Annotated in this window: 20 protein-coding genes; 8 read left to right on the forward strand and 12 right to left on the reverse strand. The window is 69.1% G+C overall.

The window, feature by feature from the left end; all coding sequences use genetic code 11:
• Together H0523_RS29410 and pdxK are read left to right on the forward strand one after the other, a co-directional pair.
• The coding region (locus tag H0523_RS29410) for an RES domain-containing protein (RefSeq protein ID WP_180180240.1) at positions 1–367 on the forward strand (367 nt) is incomplete at its 5' end.
• A gap of 84 nt (positions 368–451) precedes the next feature.
• Positions 452–1,315, forward strand: coding sequence for a pyridoxine/pyridoxal/pyridoxamine kinase (pdxK, locus tag H0523_RS29415; protein WP_054431796.1), 864 nt, complete (start codon positions 452–454; stop codon positions 1,313–1,315).
• Positions 1,316–1,330: 15 nt separating this feature from the next.
• Here the strand turns inward: pdxK and cynS are convergent, their stop codons facing one another.
• The 6 genes from cynS to H0523_RS29445 all read right to left on the reverse strand — a co-directional run bounded on the left by cynS (position 1,331) and on the right by H0523_RS29445 (position 6,737).
• On the reverse strand, positions 1,331–1,774 hold the full coding sequence (gene cynS / locus H0523_RS29420; protein WP_054431963.1) for a cyanase: 444 nt from the start codon (positions 1,772–1,774) through the stop codon (positions 1,331–1,333).
• A gap of 15 nt (positions 1,775–1,789) precedes the next feature.
• Complete coding sequence (locus tag H0523_RS29425) at positions 1,790–2,578, reverse strand: ABC transporter ATP-binding protein (RefSeq protein ID WP_054431795.1); 789 nt, start codon at positions 2,576–2,578, stop codon at positions 1,790–1,792.
• Positions 2,579–2,583: 5 nt separating this feature from the next.
• The gene (gene ntrB / locus H0523_RS29430; protein WP_054460525.1) at positions 2,584–3,426 is read right to left on the reverse strand and encodes a nitrate ABC transporter permease; all 843 of its coding nucleotides are present in this window, start codon (positions 3,424–3,426) and stop codon (positions 2,584–2,586) included.
• Positions 3,426–4,811, reverse strand: coding sequence for a CmpA/NrtA family ABC transporter substrate-binding protein (locus H0523_RS29435; RefSeq protein ID WP_054431793.1), 1,386 nt, complete (start codon positions 4,809–4,811; stop codon positions 3,426–3,428). The genes ntrB and H0523_RS29435 overlap by 1 nt, the downstream gene beginning before the upstream one ends.
• Before the next feature lie 132 nt (positions 4,812–4,943).
• On the reverse strand, positions 4,944–5,582 hold the full coding sequence (locus H0523_RS29440) for a response regulator transcription factor (protein WP_054431792.1): 639 nt from the start codon (positions 5,580–5,582) through the stop codon (positions 4,944–4,946).
• Positions 5,583–5,594: 12 nt separating this feature from the next.
• Complete coding sequence (locus H0523_RS29445; RefSeq protein WP_054431791.1) at positions 5,595–6,737, reverse strand: sensor histidine kinase; 1,143 nt, start codon at positions 6,735–6,737, stop codon at positions 5,595–5,597.
• Positions 6,738–6,929: 192 nt separating this feature from the next.
• On the opposite strand from H0523_RS29445, the gene H0523_RS29450 reads away from it, so the two are divergent.
• The gene (locus H0523_RS29450; protein WP_054431790.1) at positions 6,930–7,853 is read left to right on the forward strand and encodes an ABC transporter ATP-binding protein; all 924 of its coding nucleotides are present in this window, start codon (positions 6,930–6,932) and stop codon (positions 7,851–7,853) included.
• Entirely contained in the window at positions 7,850–8,611 is a 762-nt protein-coding gene (locus H0523_RS29455; protein WP_054489625.1) for an ABC transporter permease, read from the forward strand. Before H0523_RS29450 ends, H0523_RS29455 begins: the two co-directional genes overlap by 4 nt.
• A gap of 30 nt (positions 8,612–8,641) precedes the next feature.
• Here H0523_RS29455 and H0523_RS29460 read toward each other — a convergent pair whose 3' ends face one another.
• From H0523_RS29460 to H0523_RS29475, 4 genes are all read right to left on the reverse strand, one after another.
• Complete coding sequence (locus H0523_RS29460; RefSeq protein ID WP_180180241.1) at positions 8,642–9,340, reverse strand: glutathione S-transferase family protein; 699 nt, start codon at positions 9,338–9,340, stop codon at positions 8,642–8,644.
• Between the two features lie 71 nt (positions 9,341–9,411).
• Complete coding sequence (locus H0523_RS29465; RefSeq protein WP_054431787.1) at positions 9,412–9,804, reverse strand: DUF4168 domain-containing protein; 393 nt, start codon at positions 9,802–9,804, stop codon at positions 9,412–9,414.
• 248 nt (positions 9,805–10,052) lie between these two features.
• A complete protein-coding gene (locus tag H0523_RS29470) occupies positions 10,053–10,697 on the reverse strand; it encodes a 4'-phosphopantetheinyl transferase family protein (RefSeq protein ID WP_054431786.1) in 645 nt (214 codons plus the stop codon).
• A gap of 52 nt (positions 10,698–10,749) precedes the next feature.
• The gene (locus tag H0523_RS29475; protein ID WP_054431785.1) at positions 10,750–11,565 is read right to left on the reverse strand and encodes a sulfite exporter TauE/SafE family protein; all 816 of its coding nucleotides are present in this window, start codon (positions 11,563–11,565) and stop codon (positions 10,750–10,752) included.
• Between the two features lie 100 nt (positions 11,566–11,665).
• Here H0523_RS29475 and H0523_RS29480 point away from each other — a divergent pair, with 100 nt between their 5' ends.
• Positions 11,666–12,436: an AraC family transcriptional regulator gene (locus tag H0523_RS29480; RefSeq protein ID WP_054431784.1), complete on the forward strand. Its 771-nt coding sequence runs from the start codon at positions 11,666–11,668 to the stop codon at positions 12,434–12,436.
• A gap of 40 nt (positions 12,437–12,476) precedes the next feature.
• On the opposite strand, the gene H0523_RS29485 is transcribed toward H0523_RS29480, so the two are convergent.
• Positions 12,477–12,914, reverse strand: coding sequence for a hypothetical protein (locus H0523_RS29485; protein ID WP_054431783.1), 438 nt, complete (start codon positions 12,912–12,914; stop codon positions 12,477–12,479).
• A 364-nt stretch (positions 12,915–13,278) separates the two neighbouring features.
• Here H0523_RS29485 and H0523_RS29490 point away from each other — a divergent pair, with 364 nt between their 5' ends.
• Together H0523_RS29490 and H0523_RS29495 are read left to right on the forward strand one after the other, a co-directional pair.
• Entirely contained in the window at positions 13,279–13,482 is a 204-nt protein-coding gene (locus tag H0523_RS29490; RefSeq protein WP_006385404.1) for a cold-shock protein, read from the forward strand.
• 41 nt (positions 13,483–13,523) lie between these two features.
• A complete protein-coding gene (locus H0523_RS29495; RefSeq protein WP_054431782.1) occupies positions 13,524–13,799 on the forward strand; it encodes a hypothetical protein in 276 nt (91 codons plus the stop codon).
• A 34-nt stretch (positions 13,800–13,833) separates the two neighbouring features.
• Here H0523_RS29495 and trhA read toward each other — a convergent pair whose 3' ends face one another.
• Positions 13,834–14,487, reverse strand: a complete 654-nt coding sequence (trhA, locus tag H0523_RS29500) for a PAQR family membrane homeostasis protein TrhA (protein ID WP_054431781.1) — start codon at positions 14,485–14,487, stop codon at positions 13,834–13,836.
• Positions 14,488–14,767: 280 nt separating this feature from the next.
• On the opposite strand from trhA, the gene H0523_RS29505 reads away from it, so the two are divergent.
• The gene (locus tag H0523_RS29505; protein WP_006396220.1) at positions 14,768–14,950 is read left to right on the forward strand and encodes a hypothetical protein; all 183 of its coding nucleotides are present in this window, start codon (positions 14,768–14,770) and stop codon (positions 14,948–14,950) included.
• The last annotated feature ends 261 nt before the right edge of the window (positions 14,951–15,211 follow it).

Below are 15,211 nucleotides of genomic sequence, written 5' to 3' on the forward strand. Positions count from 1 at the left end.
CGCCGTGTTCGCGCGCCTGGCGCAGGCCGAGGTGGCGCATCCGCGCGCGCTGCCGCGCAACTACTTCCTGCTGGAAGTGGTGGTGCCGGCGGCGGCCGTGGCCGAGCCGCGGCCGCCGGCCGGCTGGCAGACCGACCTGCAGGCCTCGCGCGCCTTCGGCAACGCCTGGCTGGCGCGCGGCGACGCGCTGCTGCTGAAAGTGCCGTCGGCGGCCGGCGGCCACCAGTACCTGTTGAACGCCGACCATCCGCAGCTGGCGCAATGCCAGATCGTGTCGTCGCTGGCGTATCCGTTCGCGCCGTACCTGGCCGGCATCGACGACGCGGTGCTGGACGGCGCCGGCTGGCTGGCGTCGGCGCGGGACTGAGGCGAGGTAGGCATAGAATAGGGCGCAACCGCCGGCCTCCATGACGCCGGCCATCCGTTCCGTTTCGCCCCAGGAGCCCGCCGTATGACCGCCATTCCCGCTGCCCCGACGCCCGGCGCAGCGCTGCCCGCCGTGACCGCGCGGGTGGACGTCGTCTCGATCCAATCCCAGGTCGTCTATGGCTGCGTCGGCAACAACGCCGCCATGCCGATCTTCCGCCAGGCGGGCCTGCGCGCCATCGCGCTGCCCACCGTCATCCTGAGCAATACGCCGCACTATCCGACGCTGCATGGCGGCGCGGTGTCGCTGGACTGGTTCGAGGGCCTGTTGCAGGGGCTGGACGAGCGCGGCGTGACGCAGGTGGCGCGGGCCGTGGTCTGCGGCTACCTGGGCCAGCCCGGGCAGGCGGACCTGCTGGCGCAATGGCTGCCCGCGCTGCGCGCCGCGCGGCCGGACCTGCGGGTGCACATCGACCCGGTCATGGGCGACCGCAACGACGGCCTGTACGTGGATGCCGGCCTGGTGGCGCAATACCGCAGGAAGCTGGTGCCGCATGCCCACGGCATGACGCCCAACCATTTCGAGCTGGAGCAGATGGTGGGCCGGCCGCTGGCCTCGATCGACGAGGTCGCGGCCGCCGCGCGCGAACTGATCGCCGAAGGCCCCGAGTGGATCGTGGTCACCAGCGCCGCGCCGCAGGCGGCGGCGCCCGGCACGCTACAGCTGGCGGTGGTGACGCGCGCCGACTGCCAGGTGCTGAGCCACCCCGAGATCGCCATCCCGCCGTCGGTGCACGGCACCGGCGACGTGTTCATGGCGGCCATCACGGCCCGGCTGCTGGCCGGCGACGCCCTGGTGGAGGCGGCGCGCACGGCCGCCGCCACGGTCACCGGCGCGCTGGCCCGGACCCGCGACCTGGGCTGGGAAGAACTGGCGGTGGACGGCTGACCGCCCCGGGCCGCATCAATACGTCTTGTACGGCAGGAACTTGCCGCTCATCACGATCTGCACGCGGTCGCCCTTGGGGTCGGCTTCGCGCGTCAGGTCCATGCGGAAGTCGATGGCGCTCATGATGCCGTCGCCGAACTCCTCGTTGATGAGCGCCTTGAAGGTGGTGCCGTAGACGTTGATGAGTTCGTAGAAGCGGTAGATCAGCGGGTCGGTCGGCACCGCCGTCGGCAGCGAGCCCTTGTAGGGCACCACCTGCAGCTGCACCACCGCGTCGGCGGGCAGGTCCAGCACGCGGGCGGCGGCCAGGGCCTGTTCCTCGGTCAGGGTCATCTGGCCCAGCAGCGCGGCGGTGGTCCATTCCTTGCTCTGGCCGACGGCCTCGGCGATGGCGGCCCACGACAGCTTCTTTTCGAGGCGGCGGGTAACGACCAGTTCAGTGACTTCGGCGCGGGACATCATGGGGGTTCACTCCTAGTGGGAAGCCTTGTCGACCAGGAAGTCGACGAGATGGTTGCGGATTTCGTAATAGCGCGGCTCGTGGTGCAGGCTGGCGCGGGTCCGGCCGCGCGGCAGGTCCACGTCGACGGACTCGGCGATGCGGGCATGCGGGCCCGCGCTCATGAGCAGGATGCGGTCCGACAGCAGGATGGCCTCGTCCACGTCGTGCGTGATCATGAAGACGGTCTGGCGCGTTTCCTGCACGATGGCGCGCAGTTCGTCCTGGATGGTGCCGCGCGTCAGCGCGTCGAGCGCGCCGAAGGGCTCGTCCAGCAGCAGCATGCGCGGCTGGATGGCGAAGGCCCGGGCGATGCCCACGCGCTGCTTCATGCCGCCCGACAGCTCGCACGGCTTCTTGTCGGCGGCGCGGGCCAGGCCGACCATGTCCAGGTAGCGCAGGCTGTGCTCGCGCACCTGGGCGCGGGAATATTCCGGCCAGCGCGAGCGCACGCCGAATTCGACGTTCTGCAGCGCGCTCAGCCAGGGCAGCAGGGCGTGCGCCTGGAACACCACGCCGCGCGCCAGCGACGGGCCGGCGATCTCGCGGCCGTCCATGATGACGACGCCCTCGCTGGCCTCGTCGATGCCGGCCAGGATGTTCAGGATGGTGGTCTTGCCGCAGCCCGAGTGGCCGATCACGCAGACGAACTGGCCCTGGCCGATGTCGAAGTGGATGTTCTCGAACACCGGGGCCGTCGGCTGGCCGTTGCGGCCGGGGTAGCGCTTGGCCAGCGCCTGAACTTGCAGAAAGGGTTGGCTCATGGCGTTCACTCCCGATAGCTGACCAGCCGCGCGGCGCGCGCCAGCACGGTGTCCAGCAGCATGCCGATCAGCCCGATGAAGAGGATGGCGCAGATGATGTTGGCGATGGACAGGTTGTTCCATTCGTTCCACACGAAGTAGCCGATGCCGGTGCCGCCGATCAGCATTTCGGCCGCCACGATCACCAGCCAGGCGATGCCGACCGAGATGCGCATGCCGGTCATGATGGTGGGCGCGGCCGCCGGCAGGATCACCTGCAGGGCCGTGCGCAGCCGCGACACTTCCAGCGTGCGCGCCACGTTCAGCCAGTCCTGCCGCACGGCGCCCACGCCGAAGGCCGTGTTCACCAGCATCGGCCAGAGCGAGCAGATGAAGATCACGAAGATGGCGGAGGTGTCGGCGTCCTTGATGGTGTAGAGCGCCAGCGGCATCCAGGCCAGCGGCGAGATCGGCTTGAGCACCTGGATGAACGGGTCGAAGGCGCGGTAGACGGTCCTGGACATGCCGATCAGGAATCCCAGCGGGATCGCCACCAGCGCCGCCAGCAGGAAGCCGGTCAGCACCCGCGCCACCGAATACGCCAGCTGCACGCCGATGCCCTTGTCGTTCGGGCCGCGGTCGTAGAACGGATCGCGCAGGTGCTGCCACAGCCGGGCGCCGACCTCGGCCGGGCCGGGGAAGGGCGTCTGCGAGCCGCTGGCGGCGGCGTTGCCGACCAGCGCCGCATAGGCCGGATCGACCGTCGCCGCGCCCGCGGCGGGGCGGGTGGCGACATGCCACAGCAGCAGGAACAGCAGAAACAGGATGACGGACAGGAAGGTCGCCCGCCAGGGTTGCACGGCCCGCATCAGGTCCTCCGGATCTTGAAGCCGGCCAGATAGGCCTCGGGCTGGGCCGGATCGAAGGGCTTGCCCATCACGCTGAAGGTCTTGGCGGCCTCGGCGGGCGGGGTCAGGCCGGCCTCGCGCATCAGGCGCACCGCGTCGGTGGCCAGGAACACCTCGCTGGCGATCTTCTGGTAGTCCACCTCGCCCTTGATCTGGCCCCAGCGCTTCATCTGCGTCAGGATCCACACCGCGAACGAGCCCCAGGGCATCGGATCGAAGTCGATGCGGTTCGGATCGGTCAGCACCTTGCCCAGGCCGTCGGCGTAGGTGCCGGTCAGCACCTGCTCGACCACGGTGACCGGCTGGTTCAGGTAGTTGGGCGCGGCGATGGCGGTGGCGATCTCCTTGCGGTGCGCCGGGTTGCGGGCGTAGGCGGTGGCCTCGATGATGGCCTTGAGCAGGGCCTGGTAGGTGTTGGGCTGGGTGGTCACGAACTCGCGGCTGGCGGAGAACGCGCAGCACGGGTGGCCGTCCCAGATCGCCTTGGACAGGGTGTGGATGAAGCCCACGCCGTCGTACACCGCGCGCTGGTTGACCGGGTCCGGCGCCAGGAAGCCGTCGATGTTGTCGGCGCGCAGGTTGGCCACCATCTCCGGCGGCGGCACGGCGCGGATCTGCACGTCGGTATCCGGATCCAGGCCATGTTCGGCCAGGTAGTAGCGCAACAGGTAGTTGTGCATGGAATAGTCGAACGGCACGGCGAACTTGAAGCCCTTCCAGTCCTTCGGATCGCGCCGGTCCTTGTGCTTCATCGACAGGGTGATGGCCTGGCCGTTGATGTTCTCCACGGCGGGCATGGTCCACGGCACCGCGCGGCTGGCGCCCACGCCCAGCGTGATGGCCAGCGGCATCGGCGACAGCATGTGGGCGGCGTCGTACTCGCCGGACATGGCCTTGTCGCGGATCAGCGCCCAGCCGGCGGTCTTGACCACTTCCACGTCCAGCCCCTGCTTGCCGTAGAAGCCCATGGGATGCGCCATGATGATGGGCGTGGCGCAGGTGATGGGGATGAAGCCGACCTTCAGCTTGCGCTTTTCGAGCGGGCCGGTGGATTGGGCGAAGGCCTCCTTGGCGGCGGCCAGCGGGAACAGCGCCGACACGGCGGCCATGGCTGTGCCGCCGCCGACCGCGCGCAGGAAGCGGCGACGCAGCCCGTCCTGCGGGAACAGGGCGCGCATGACGGCGCCTTCCACGGCGCGGTCGAAGGCGGCCTCGTCGGACGCCGCGCCAGCGCGGGCATCGAGGCCGTCCGCCGCCGCGCGTGCGTGCTCGGCCTGGGAGGCATGGCGGCCGCAGGCGCAGGCCAGGCGGCTGGCGGGATCGAACGGATTGCTGAACAGGGACATGGAGGCCTCCAGGGTTCGGAATGCCTCCATCTTGGCGCGCGCCGCCCGCGGCCGGTATCGCCGGTTCGACGATATCCGTGTAGGGGGCGCACTACACGGTGCGCGGCCGCGCCGGGCCGGTGCGCGTCGCGCTCAGCGCGCACCCAGCTGGTGCGCGCGGGCGTAGTCCACCAGCTCGACCAGCGTGCGCACGCCCAGTTTTTCGAAGATACGGGCGCGGTAAGTGGAAATGGTGTTCACCGACAGCGCCAGCTGCTCGCCGATGGCCGACACCGATTTGCCGGCCGCCAGCAGCTGCAGCACCTGGAATTCACGGTTGGACAGCAGCTCGTGCGCCGGCCGCGTGCTGTCCTGGCGCACGGTGTGCGCCAGCAATTCGGCAACGGCCGGCGTGACGTACATCCGGCCGGCGGCGGCATTGACCAGCGCCGCCAGCAGCTCGTCCGGATCGCAGCCCTTGTTCAGGTAGGCATGGGCGCCGGCGCGCAGGGCCCGCACCGCGAACTGCGATTCCGGATAGACCGACAGCATCACCACGCCCAGCGCCGGATGGTCGGCGCGCACGGTCTTGAGCACATCGAGGCCGTCGCGCTCGCCCAGCGCCACGTCCAGCACCATGGCGTCGAAGGGTTCCTGGCGCAGCGCGCGCAGGGCGGCGGGGGCGTCGGCGGCCTCCCGCACCAGGCCGACGCGCGGGTCTTCCTGCAGGATGCGGGCCAGGCCGCGGCGGATGATGAGGTGGTCGTCGACGATCAGCAGGTTCAGGGGCATGGCGCCGTCTCCTCAGGCCGCTTGCGGGTTCAGGCGCAGGCGGGCGCACAGGCCGGCGCCGGGCGCGCTGTCCAGCTCCAGGTCGCCGCCGATGGCGCGGGCCCGTTCGCGCATGCCCAGGATGCCGAAGGTCTGGCGCGTCTCGGGCAACTGCATGCCGACGCCGTCGTCCTCCACCGCCAGCAGCAGGCCGTCCTCGCCCCAGACCGCGCTGACGCTGACGCTGCGCGCCCGCGCGTGGCGTTGCACGTTGGTCAGCAGTTCCTGCACGATGCGGTAGACGGCGATCTCCGCCGCCGGCTCCAGCCGGCGGCGCTCGGTGTCGGGCGGGCACAGGTAGCGGCAGCGCAGTCCGCTGCGGGCCTGCAGGTCCTGCAGCAGGGTTTCCAGCGCCGCCCACAGCCCCAGGTGATCCAGCACCACCGGCCGCAGGTCGTTGAGGATGCGGCGGGTGGCGTCCATGGCCGTCTGCGTCACCTCCAGCATGCGGTCCAGGTGGGCCTGCAGGGGCGGTTCGGCCGCCAGTTGCCGGCGCAGCCAGTTCAGGTCCAGTTGCAGCGCGGTGAACGAGGCGCCCAGGTCGTCGTGGATGTTGCGGGCGATGTGGGCGCGCTCTTGCTCGCGCAGCGTGCTCAGGTGCGAGGCCAGCCGCCGCAGCGATTCATGGGCGGCGCTGAGTTCGGCGGTGCGGACCTGCACCCGCGCTTCCAGCTGCGCCCGGGTGCCTTGCAGTTCGCGTTCGATGCGCTTGCGCGCGGTGATGTCCGAAAACGTCACGACCGCGCCCACCACCTCCTGGTCGTTGCGGATCGGATACGAGGCGTACTGGGCGTCGAAGCAGGAGCCGTCGCGCCGCCACAGCACCTCGTCATCGACCCGCTCGCCGCGGCCGTCGCGAAACGCCTTGAAGATGCGGCAATCGTGCACCGGCATCAGGCTGCGGTCGGCGTGCGAGTGGTGGATCAGATAATGCATGTTGCGGCCCACCACCTCGTCGGGGGTGTAGCCCAGCATGGCCGCGCCGGTGCCGTTGATGAAGATGCAGCGGCCGCGCAGGTCGATGCCGTAGATGCCCTCGCCGGCCGATTCCAGCAGCATTTCCAGCTGGCGGCGCCAGGCGGCGTGGTGCGACAGGTGTTTCAGATCCGCGAACATAGCCTTTTGACGGGCCTGGCCGGCCCGATTCCCCAGTGTCGGGCGATTCTTGCCCTGTTTTTCCTGTCCGGGCAGTGTACGGCAGGCCGGTCCGTTTATCGCATTTATCAAACACACCGTTCCGCCAGGCCGAACAAGCCGGGTCCGGCGGACGGGTAAAATCCAGGGTTGTCCACCACGCTGGGAGCCAGAGTGCAGCCGGTCATTTCAGTTCAGGGCCTATCCAAGCGATACGCCTCGGGATTCCAGGCGCTCAAGAGCGTCGACCTGGAAATCCAACGCGGCGAGATCTTCGCCTTGCTCGGCCCCAACGGCGCCGGCAAGACCACGCTCATCAGCATCATCTGCGGCATCGTCAACCCGACCGAAGGCCGGGTGCTGGCCGACGGCCACGACATCCTGACCGATTTCCGCGCCGCGCGCACGGCCATCGGCCTGGTGCCGCAGGAAATCTCCACCGACGCCTTCGAAAGCGTCTGGAACACCGTCACCTTCAGCCGCGGCCTGTTCGGCAAGCCGGCCAACCCGGAATACATCGAGAAGGTGCTGCGCGACCTGTCGTTGTGGGACAAGAAGGACAGCCGCATTATGGCCCTGTCCGGCGGCATGAAGCGACGCGTGATGATCGCCAAGGCGCTGTCGCACGAACCCAAGATCCTGTTCCTGGACGAACCCACCGCCGGCGTCGACGTCGAGCTGCGGCGCGGCATGTGGGACATGGTGCGGCGCCTGCGCGAGAACGGCGTCACCATCATCCTGACCACCCACTACATCGAGGAAGCCCAGGAAATGGCCGACCGCGTCGGCGTGATCCGCAAGGGCGAGATCATCCTGGTCGAGGAAAAGGACGCGCTCATGGCCAAGCTGGGCAAGCGCCGCCTGACCCTGACGCTGAAGGCGCCGCTGCCGGGCATCCCGACGGCGCTGGAACCGTTCCACCTGGAAATGTCGGCCGACGGCCGCCAGCTGGTCTACACCTACGACAACCAGGGCGGCGGCGAGATCTCCGGCCTGCTGCGCCGCCTGACCGAACTGGACATCGAATTCACCGACCTCAATTCCTCGGAAAGCTCGCTCGAGGAAATCTTCGTCAGCCTGGTGCACGGACAATCATGAATTTCTACGCAATCCGCGCCATCTATCGTTTTGAAATGGCCCGCGCCTGGCGCACGCTGATGCAGAGCGTGCTGTCGCCGGTCATCTCCACCTCGCTGTATTTCGTGGTGTTCGGCTCGGCCATCGGTTCGCACATGGTGCAGATCGACGGCGTCAGCTACGGCGCCTTCATCGTGCCGGGCCTGATCATGCTGTCGCTCTTGACCCAGAGCGTGGCCAACGCCTCGTTCGGCATCTACATGCCGCGCTTCTCGGGCACCATCTACGAGATCCACTCGGCGCCCATTTCGTACCTGGAGATCGTCGCCGGCTACGTCGGGGCGGCGGCCAGCAAGTCCATCATCCTGGGGCTGATCATGCTGGCCACGGCGCGCCTGTTCGTGCCGTTCGAGATCGCGCATCCGTTCGCGATGCTGGGCTTCCTGCTGCTGACCGCCATCACCTTCAGCCTGTTCGGCTTCATCATCGGCGTCTGGGCCGACGGCTTCGAGAAGCTGCAGATCATCCCGCTGATGATCATCACGCCGCTGACCTTCCTGGGTGGCACCTTTTATTCCATCAAGATGCTGCCGCCGTTCTGGCAGGGCGTGACGCTGTTCAACCCGGTGGTCTACCTGGTCAGCGGCTTTCGCTGGGCGTTCTACGGCGTGGCCGACGTCAACGTCGGCATCAGCGCCGCCATGACGCTGGTGTTCCTGGCGGTGTGCCTGGTGGTGGTGCGCTGGATCTTCAAGACCGGCTATCGCCTGAAGACCTGAGCGGCGGGGCGGCGCCCGCCGCCGCCGCCCTCATGCCGGCGGCACCGGCGCCTGGCGCGCCAGCCCGCCATGGGCGTCCAGCAGGCGCTCGCGCCAGGCGGCCACGGGATCGTCGGCCGCCAGCAGTTCCAGCGCGCTGGTGCAGCGCGTCCACATGAAGAAACCGAACACCGCGTAATCCGCATAGGCCGGCTGCTGGCCGGCCAGGTACGGCTGCCGCGCCAGCATCTGGCGCAGCGGCAGCAGCGAGGCGCGCAGGGCCGCCAGCTGTTCCTCCTGCACGGCGGGCAGCGCTTCCAGCGGGCCGAAGCGCTTTTCGCGAGTGTGGCGGAAATAGTCCTTGTCTTTCGCGTCGATCAGCGCGTGGATTTCCGGCAGCAGCAGCCGCGCCAGCGTCGGCACCAGCGTGGTGTCGGCCCAGCTGTTGGCGAACAGGCTCAGGGCGCGGCCGGTGTCGCCGCCGAACAGCGACGGGCGTTCCGGAAAGGTGTCTTCCAGATAGCAGGCGATCTGCCAGGAATCGCTGATCACGTGGTCGCCGTGCACCAGCACCGGCACCAGCTTCTGGCCCGAGAATTCGATCGCTTCCTTGTCGGTGAAGCGCCACGGCACGGTGTTGGCGGACAGCCCCTTGTGGGCCAGCGCCATGCGCGTCTTCCAGCAATGCGGGCTGAAACGCAGCGCCGGGTCGGCGCCTGCCAGGTCGTAGAGGGTGAGATCGGGGGTCAAGATGCCGCGCTCCTTGAAGGGTTCCCCGGCAGGATACCCCCAAGGCGCGGCGAGCGGGGAAGGGGGCGCGCCTACTGCACCGTCGCGCCGGCCTTGCCCATGTTCATCAGGCGCTGCTTGACTTGCGGATCCTGCTGCACGGCGCGGCCGATGCCGTTGAATTCCTCGACGGACAGGCCGTCGGCCTGCACCAGCTTGACCATCTTGGCGTCCGCTTCCTGGATCACCTTCTGCTTGGCCTCGTCGGTCTTGGCGGCGTCGACCTTGGGACGGTATTCGTCGACCACGCCCGAGACCTTCTGCGAGGCCGAGGCGAAGCGTTGCAGCTGCTGGTCGGTGGGTTGCGCGGCGGCGGGCGCCATCGGCGTCTGGCTGGCGGGCGCGTTCTGCGCCAGGACGGGAGCACCGGACAAGACGGCCGCGGCAAGAACGGCCGACAGGATTGCGGTTTTGGAACGCTGCATGGAAACCTCCTAATTCCGGGTAAATGTCCGACCATGATGACAACCAGCCCGGGCGTGGTTCAAGTTTCGCAATGTGTTTTCCTGTGTCGGCGGACCACCGTGGCGCCGGGCGCGCGCGGGGGAGGCGCCCCGGGCGCGCGGCGGAAATGTTTTGCGCGCAACTTCGTGACATTACGCAAGCGGATCACAGGCCCGGTGTCGGCCGCGCGCGGCCGGGGCGCGTGTTGTGTCGCTGTGTGCCCGTGCCGTCAGGGCGCCAGTTGCACCGCCGTGTACACGTGTCCCTGGCCCAGCCGGTAGCCGCAATGGAACGACTGGCCGCGCCGGAAATCCGGGCCGGCATCGCGTTGCAGCCGCAGCACCAGCCGTTGCGCCGTCACGTCCGCATGCACCACGGCCAGGTCGCTGAATTCGAGCGGGCAGCGCGTCAGCGGGAATTGGCACTTGTAGAGCGCCTCCTTGGCCGAGAACACCAGCGTGGCCCAGTCGGCGCGGGGCAGGGCGGCGGCCACCAGGCCGTGTTCATCGGGCAGCATGCAGACGGCTTCGATCGCCTCGATCGCCTCGGCGTCGGCGATCGCTTCCAGGTCGATGCCCAGGCCGCGCGTGTCGGCCTGGCGGCCCACGGCCACGCCCAGCAAGTGCCGGCTGTGGCTGATGGAGCCGACGAAGCCCTCGGGCCAGCGCGGCGCGCGGTCCGCGTCCGCGCCAACCTGCACGGTCCGCGCGCCCAGCCCGGCCAGCAGCGTCGCGGCCAGCTCGCGTCCCGCCTGGTATTCGGCCTGGCGGCGCGCGGCGGGGTCCGGCGCGTCACCGGCCGGCAGCCGCTGCACGCGTTGGGCGATGCGGCCGGTCAGGACAAAGGGCGCGTGGGGATCGGGCAGCGGAGTCAAGGCAGGGCGCCATCGGGTCGGATGCCCCGATCATAGGCCATCGCCGCGGCGCTCAGGCCAGCGCCATGCTCAGCAGCACCAGCGCCAGCAGCGCGACATAGACGCGGGCGTGCAAGCGGTCCGGAATGCGCGGGATCAGCGGCGCCGCCAGCCGGATCCCCGCCAGCGAGCCCAGCGCCAGCGCCGCGAAGGCCAGCAGGTCGACGTAGCCGATGATCCATGGCGCCAGCGGCGCCGGCAGGGCGCGCGCCGCCGCCATGTAGGCCAGCGTGCCGACAATCGCCACCGGCAGCGTCAGCGGATTGGCCATGGCGGCCGCCTTGGCCATCGGCAGGCCGCGCCGGCGCAGCAGCGGCACCGTCATCACGCTGCCGCCCACGCCCAGAAACGTGGCGATGACGCCAACCACCACGCCGCCACCGACCGTCACGCCCTGGCCCAGCGGTCGCGCCGCGCGCGCCTCGTGCTGCGCCATGAAGCCCTGGCGCAGCAGGCAGTCGAGGATGGTCACGCCCAGGTAGGCGATGAAGGCATAGCGCACCACGTCGCCGCTGGCGCGGGTGGCGGCCCAGGCGCCCAGCAGCGCGCCCGCGCCGATGAAGGCGGCCAGCGGCCAGACGTAGCTGCGCACGATGTTGCCGGCGCGCTGGTGCTTGCGGGTGGCGGCCACCGAGTTGACGATCATCACGCAGGTCGAGGTGGCCACCGCGATATGCATCGCCGCCTGGCCGATGGCGTCCTGCGCGCCGTGGGTGGCGGTCAGCACGCCATACAGCACCGGCACCACCACGAAGCCGCCGCCAAAGCCGAACAGCACCGTGGTCACGCCGCTCAACGCGCCGAACAGCGCCAATGTCACGTACAGCATGTCTTGCGTCCTTTCCGGGGAAAACGCCACGATAGGGCGGCCGGCGGTGGCTTGCTTTCGAGGATTGGACAATAATGTTTGCATTCCGGCCAATCCCGTCATGCGCAACAGCCACATCGACCTGCACGACCGCCTCGACCGCGCGGTGGTCGCCATCGGTAACGACTATCCGCCCGGCCACCTGCTGCCGGCGCACACGCACCGTCGCGCCCAGCTGCTGTACGGCGCCACCGGCGTCATGCACGTGGTCACCCGCGACGGCAATTGGGTGGTGCCGCCGCAGCGCGCCGTCTGGATCCCGGCCGGCGTGGCGCACCAGGTGCGCATGCAGGACGTCAGCACCCGCAGCGCCTATATCGAGCCCGGCGCGGCCCGCGCCGCCAGCGCCGCCTGCGAAGTGGTGGAGGTGTCGCCGCTGCTGCGCCAGCTGCTGCTGGCGGCGGTCGACATGCCGGCCGACTACGACCCGGCCGGCCGCGACGGCGCGCTGGCGGCGCTGCTGCTGCACGAGGTGACGCGCGCGCCAGTGCTGCCGCTGCACATCCCGCTGCCGCGCGACAGGCGCCTGGCGCCGCTGTGCCGCGCCTTCATCGCCGCGCCCGACGTGCGCCAGTCGCCCGAGGCCTGGGCCGAGCGCCTGCACATGAGTCCGCGCACCTTCAGCCGCCATTTCCGCCAGCAGACCGGCATGGCGTTCTCGGCCTGGCGCCAGCGCGCCTGCGTGGTGCTGGCGCTGGCGCGGCTGGCGGCCGGCACGCCGGTCACGGCGATCGCGCTGGACTTCGGCTACCAGAGCCCGGCGGCGTTCTCGACCATGTTCCGGCGCGTGCTGGGCCGTCCGCCCACGGGTTATCTGCGCCAGCCCGATTAGGGCCGGCCGCGGACAGGCTTGCGGGGACAGCGCGGCGGGCTCAGCGCCCCAGCTTCATCGAGACATCGGTATGCGTGCCGCGGTCCAGGTCCGCGCCCAGCGGCTGCGCCCACAGCGGCAACTTGAGCAAGTCGTTGCCGACCTCGCCCGATTCGATGCGTTGCGCGATGTCATCGAGCAGCAGCGTGCGGGTGGCGAATCCGCGCCCCTGCAGGCCGCGGGCGAACAAGCGGTAGGTCAGGTTGGGTTCGGCGCCCTTCATGACGCCCAGGTCGAGGATGCGGCCATGCTCGTCGCGCAGCAGCAGATGGCCGGGGCGCGCGTAGATGCGGTAGATGCGCCATGGCGAGGAAATCGCGGCATGTTCGCGCGTACGCTCGGGTCGTGTCGGCGTGTTGGCCGCCGCGGGCGTGGCGGGCGGCAACAGTTTCACGCAGGCGTTGGCGAATCTGGCAATGGACCTTCCGATGCGACTCACGGTCGTCTTCCTCCGGGATGGCGATACGGCGAGGAGACGCGCGTTCAAGCACCACCGTTTCAGCATACGCGCTTTATCGTGCGAAACGGGGATTCGCGCAGAGAGTTACGCAATCGGCTCGCTGCCGCGCGCGTCCATGTCCCGATTATCACAAACGTGATCATGGAGATTACGGGCCGGCATCGGCGCTAATTGGAAACATACATTGACTTTCACCGGTCGGGCACCCATAGTGGACTTGCAGCTTTTCGAGCATCGTGATCAACGTCCGGTATCGCGCCCCTGCTGGCGCCTCATTGTTCGCCGTCCCTTTCCTTGACAGGCTCCCTTCCCGGGCCATGCCCGCTACGCAAGGAGTGAAATGATGGAAACCGGAATTGTGAAGTGGTTCAACGACGCCAAGGGCTTTGGCTTCATCATGCCCGAGAACGGCGGCAAGGACCTGTTCGCGCATTTCTCTGAAATCGTCGGTGACGGCCACAAGGCGCTGGTCGAGAACCAGCGCGTCAGCTACGTCACGGCGCAAGGCGCCAAAGGTCCGCACGCGACGCAGATTCGCGCAATGTGAACGACGGCCCCGAGGGGCCGCCGCTTCAGACAGGAGGACGCATGTTCCATAACAACATGGTCTACAAGGGCTACCGGCTGATCGCCAGCGTGTCCCGCATTTCCGTGGCGGGCAGCCGCCGCCCCGCTTTCACCGCGACCGTGGGGGTCGAACTGGCCGCCGATTGGCACCGCTTGAACGACAACCACGTGGTGCCGCTGTTCGCGGCGGGTGGCTTCGTGTCATCGCCGGTCATGGCGGTGGATGCCGCCATCCACCATGGCCGCCAGTTGGTCGACGGCTACGTGCGGCCCGCCGCGCAGGTGCCCGCGCGCTAGCGCGGCCCCTCGACAGGGCCGGGCCTGAACGCGTTCAGGCAGCGCCCGCGCCGTACCACAGCACGGCGAAGAAATGGCAGACCGTGCCGGCCAGCACGAACAGGTGCCAGACGAAGTGGCCGTAGCGCCAGCGGTTGTCGAACACGAAGAACACCACGCCGCCGGTATACGCCAGTCCGCCCGCCAGCAGCCACCACAGGCCGCCGGTCGGCACCAGTTCCAGCATCGGCTTGACGGCGATGACCACCAGCCAGCCCATCGCCAGATATAGCCCGGTGGACAGGGCGGGGCGGTCGAGCCGCTTGCTGGCCTTCAGGCCCACGCCCAGCAGCGCCATGCCCCACACCAGGCCGAACAGCGTCCAGCCCCACGGACCGCGCAGCGCGCCCAGCGCGAACGGCGTGTAGGTGCCGGCGATCAGCAGGTAGATCGCCGAGTGGTCGAGCACGTTGAAGAGGCGCTTGGCGCGGTTGTCGGGCAGCGCGTGGTAGATGGCCGAGGCCAGGTACAGCAGGCACATGCTGGCGGCGAAGATGGCCGCGCCGGCGATGAAGGCGGCATCGCCCTGGCGCGCGGCGGCGACGATCAGGATCGGGGCGGCGGCCAGCGCGCCGGCCGCGCCCAGACCGTGGCTGATGGTGTTGGCGATTTCCTCGCCCAGGGTCTGGCGGCGGTCGTTCGGGAACATGGTTTGCTGAGCGGGTGCGAATAGTTATCAGGGTTTCCACCATAAGGGTTTTGCGCCGCCGCCTCAAGCCGGCCTTGATCGCAGGACGGCGCGCCTTGATTTTCTGCAAACCGGACCGCCGCCGCGGCGCTCGAAAAGCTGCGATGACAAGTTACTGTGTGATACATTTCTCTCGCTAAATCAGCCGCCCGCAGAGGCGGCGCTTTTGGCTGCGTACCGCGTTATCGAGGGGCTGCGCATCCGGCGGGCCCGCACAGACTCTTCAAGGGGAGGCTCTTCTATGATTCCGGCAATCGGCCTGATGGTTGGGGCATACATCGTCACGCGCATGACCGCGACGCTGACCCGGCCAGGCACCAGCAAGGTCGTCAAGGTGCTCTCCATCATCACCATCGCGGTGGCGTTGGTCTCCTGTCTGGAATTGCTGACGAGCGGCGCGGCGATCCAGTCCGGTCGGTTCTGAGCCGGGCCGGTCCCGGAGCATGGGCGTCCGCATTCGGCGGACGCGGCAGTCGGCGGGCCGCGCATGGCGGCCAGGTGGTTTTCAAACGTCGTCGTGGAGTCACACAGCGTTCACAGGCCCGATCAATGGCGCGCAGTCTTACCCATCTGTTTTTCACCGCCGCGAAGAAGCTCAGCCGCATCCAGCGCGCGGCCATGCGTATCGCGGCGCCCAAGCGGGTGCGCCCGCGCGCCGCGCCGGCGCGGCCGGCCCCCAGCGCCC

Origin of the sequence: Achromobacter insuavis, from assembly GCF_902859645.1 — a bacterium.
GTDB classification, from domain to species: Bacteria; Pseudomonadota; Gammaproteobacteria; order Burkholderiales; family Burkholderiaceae_B; genus Achromobacter; species Achromobacter insuavis.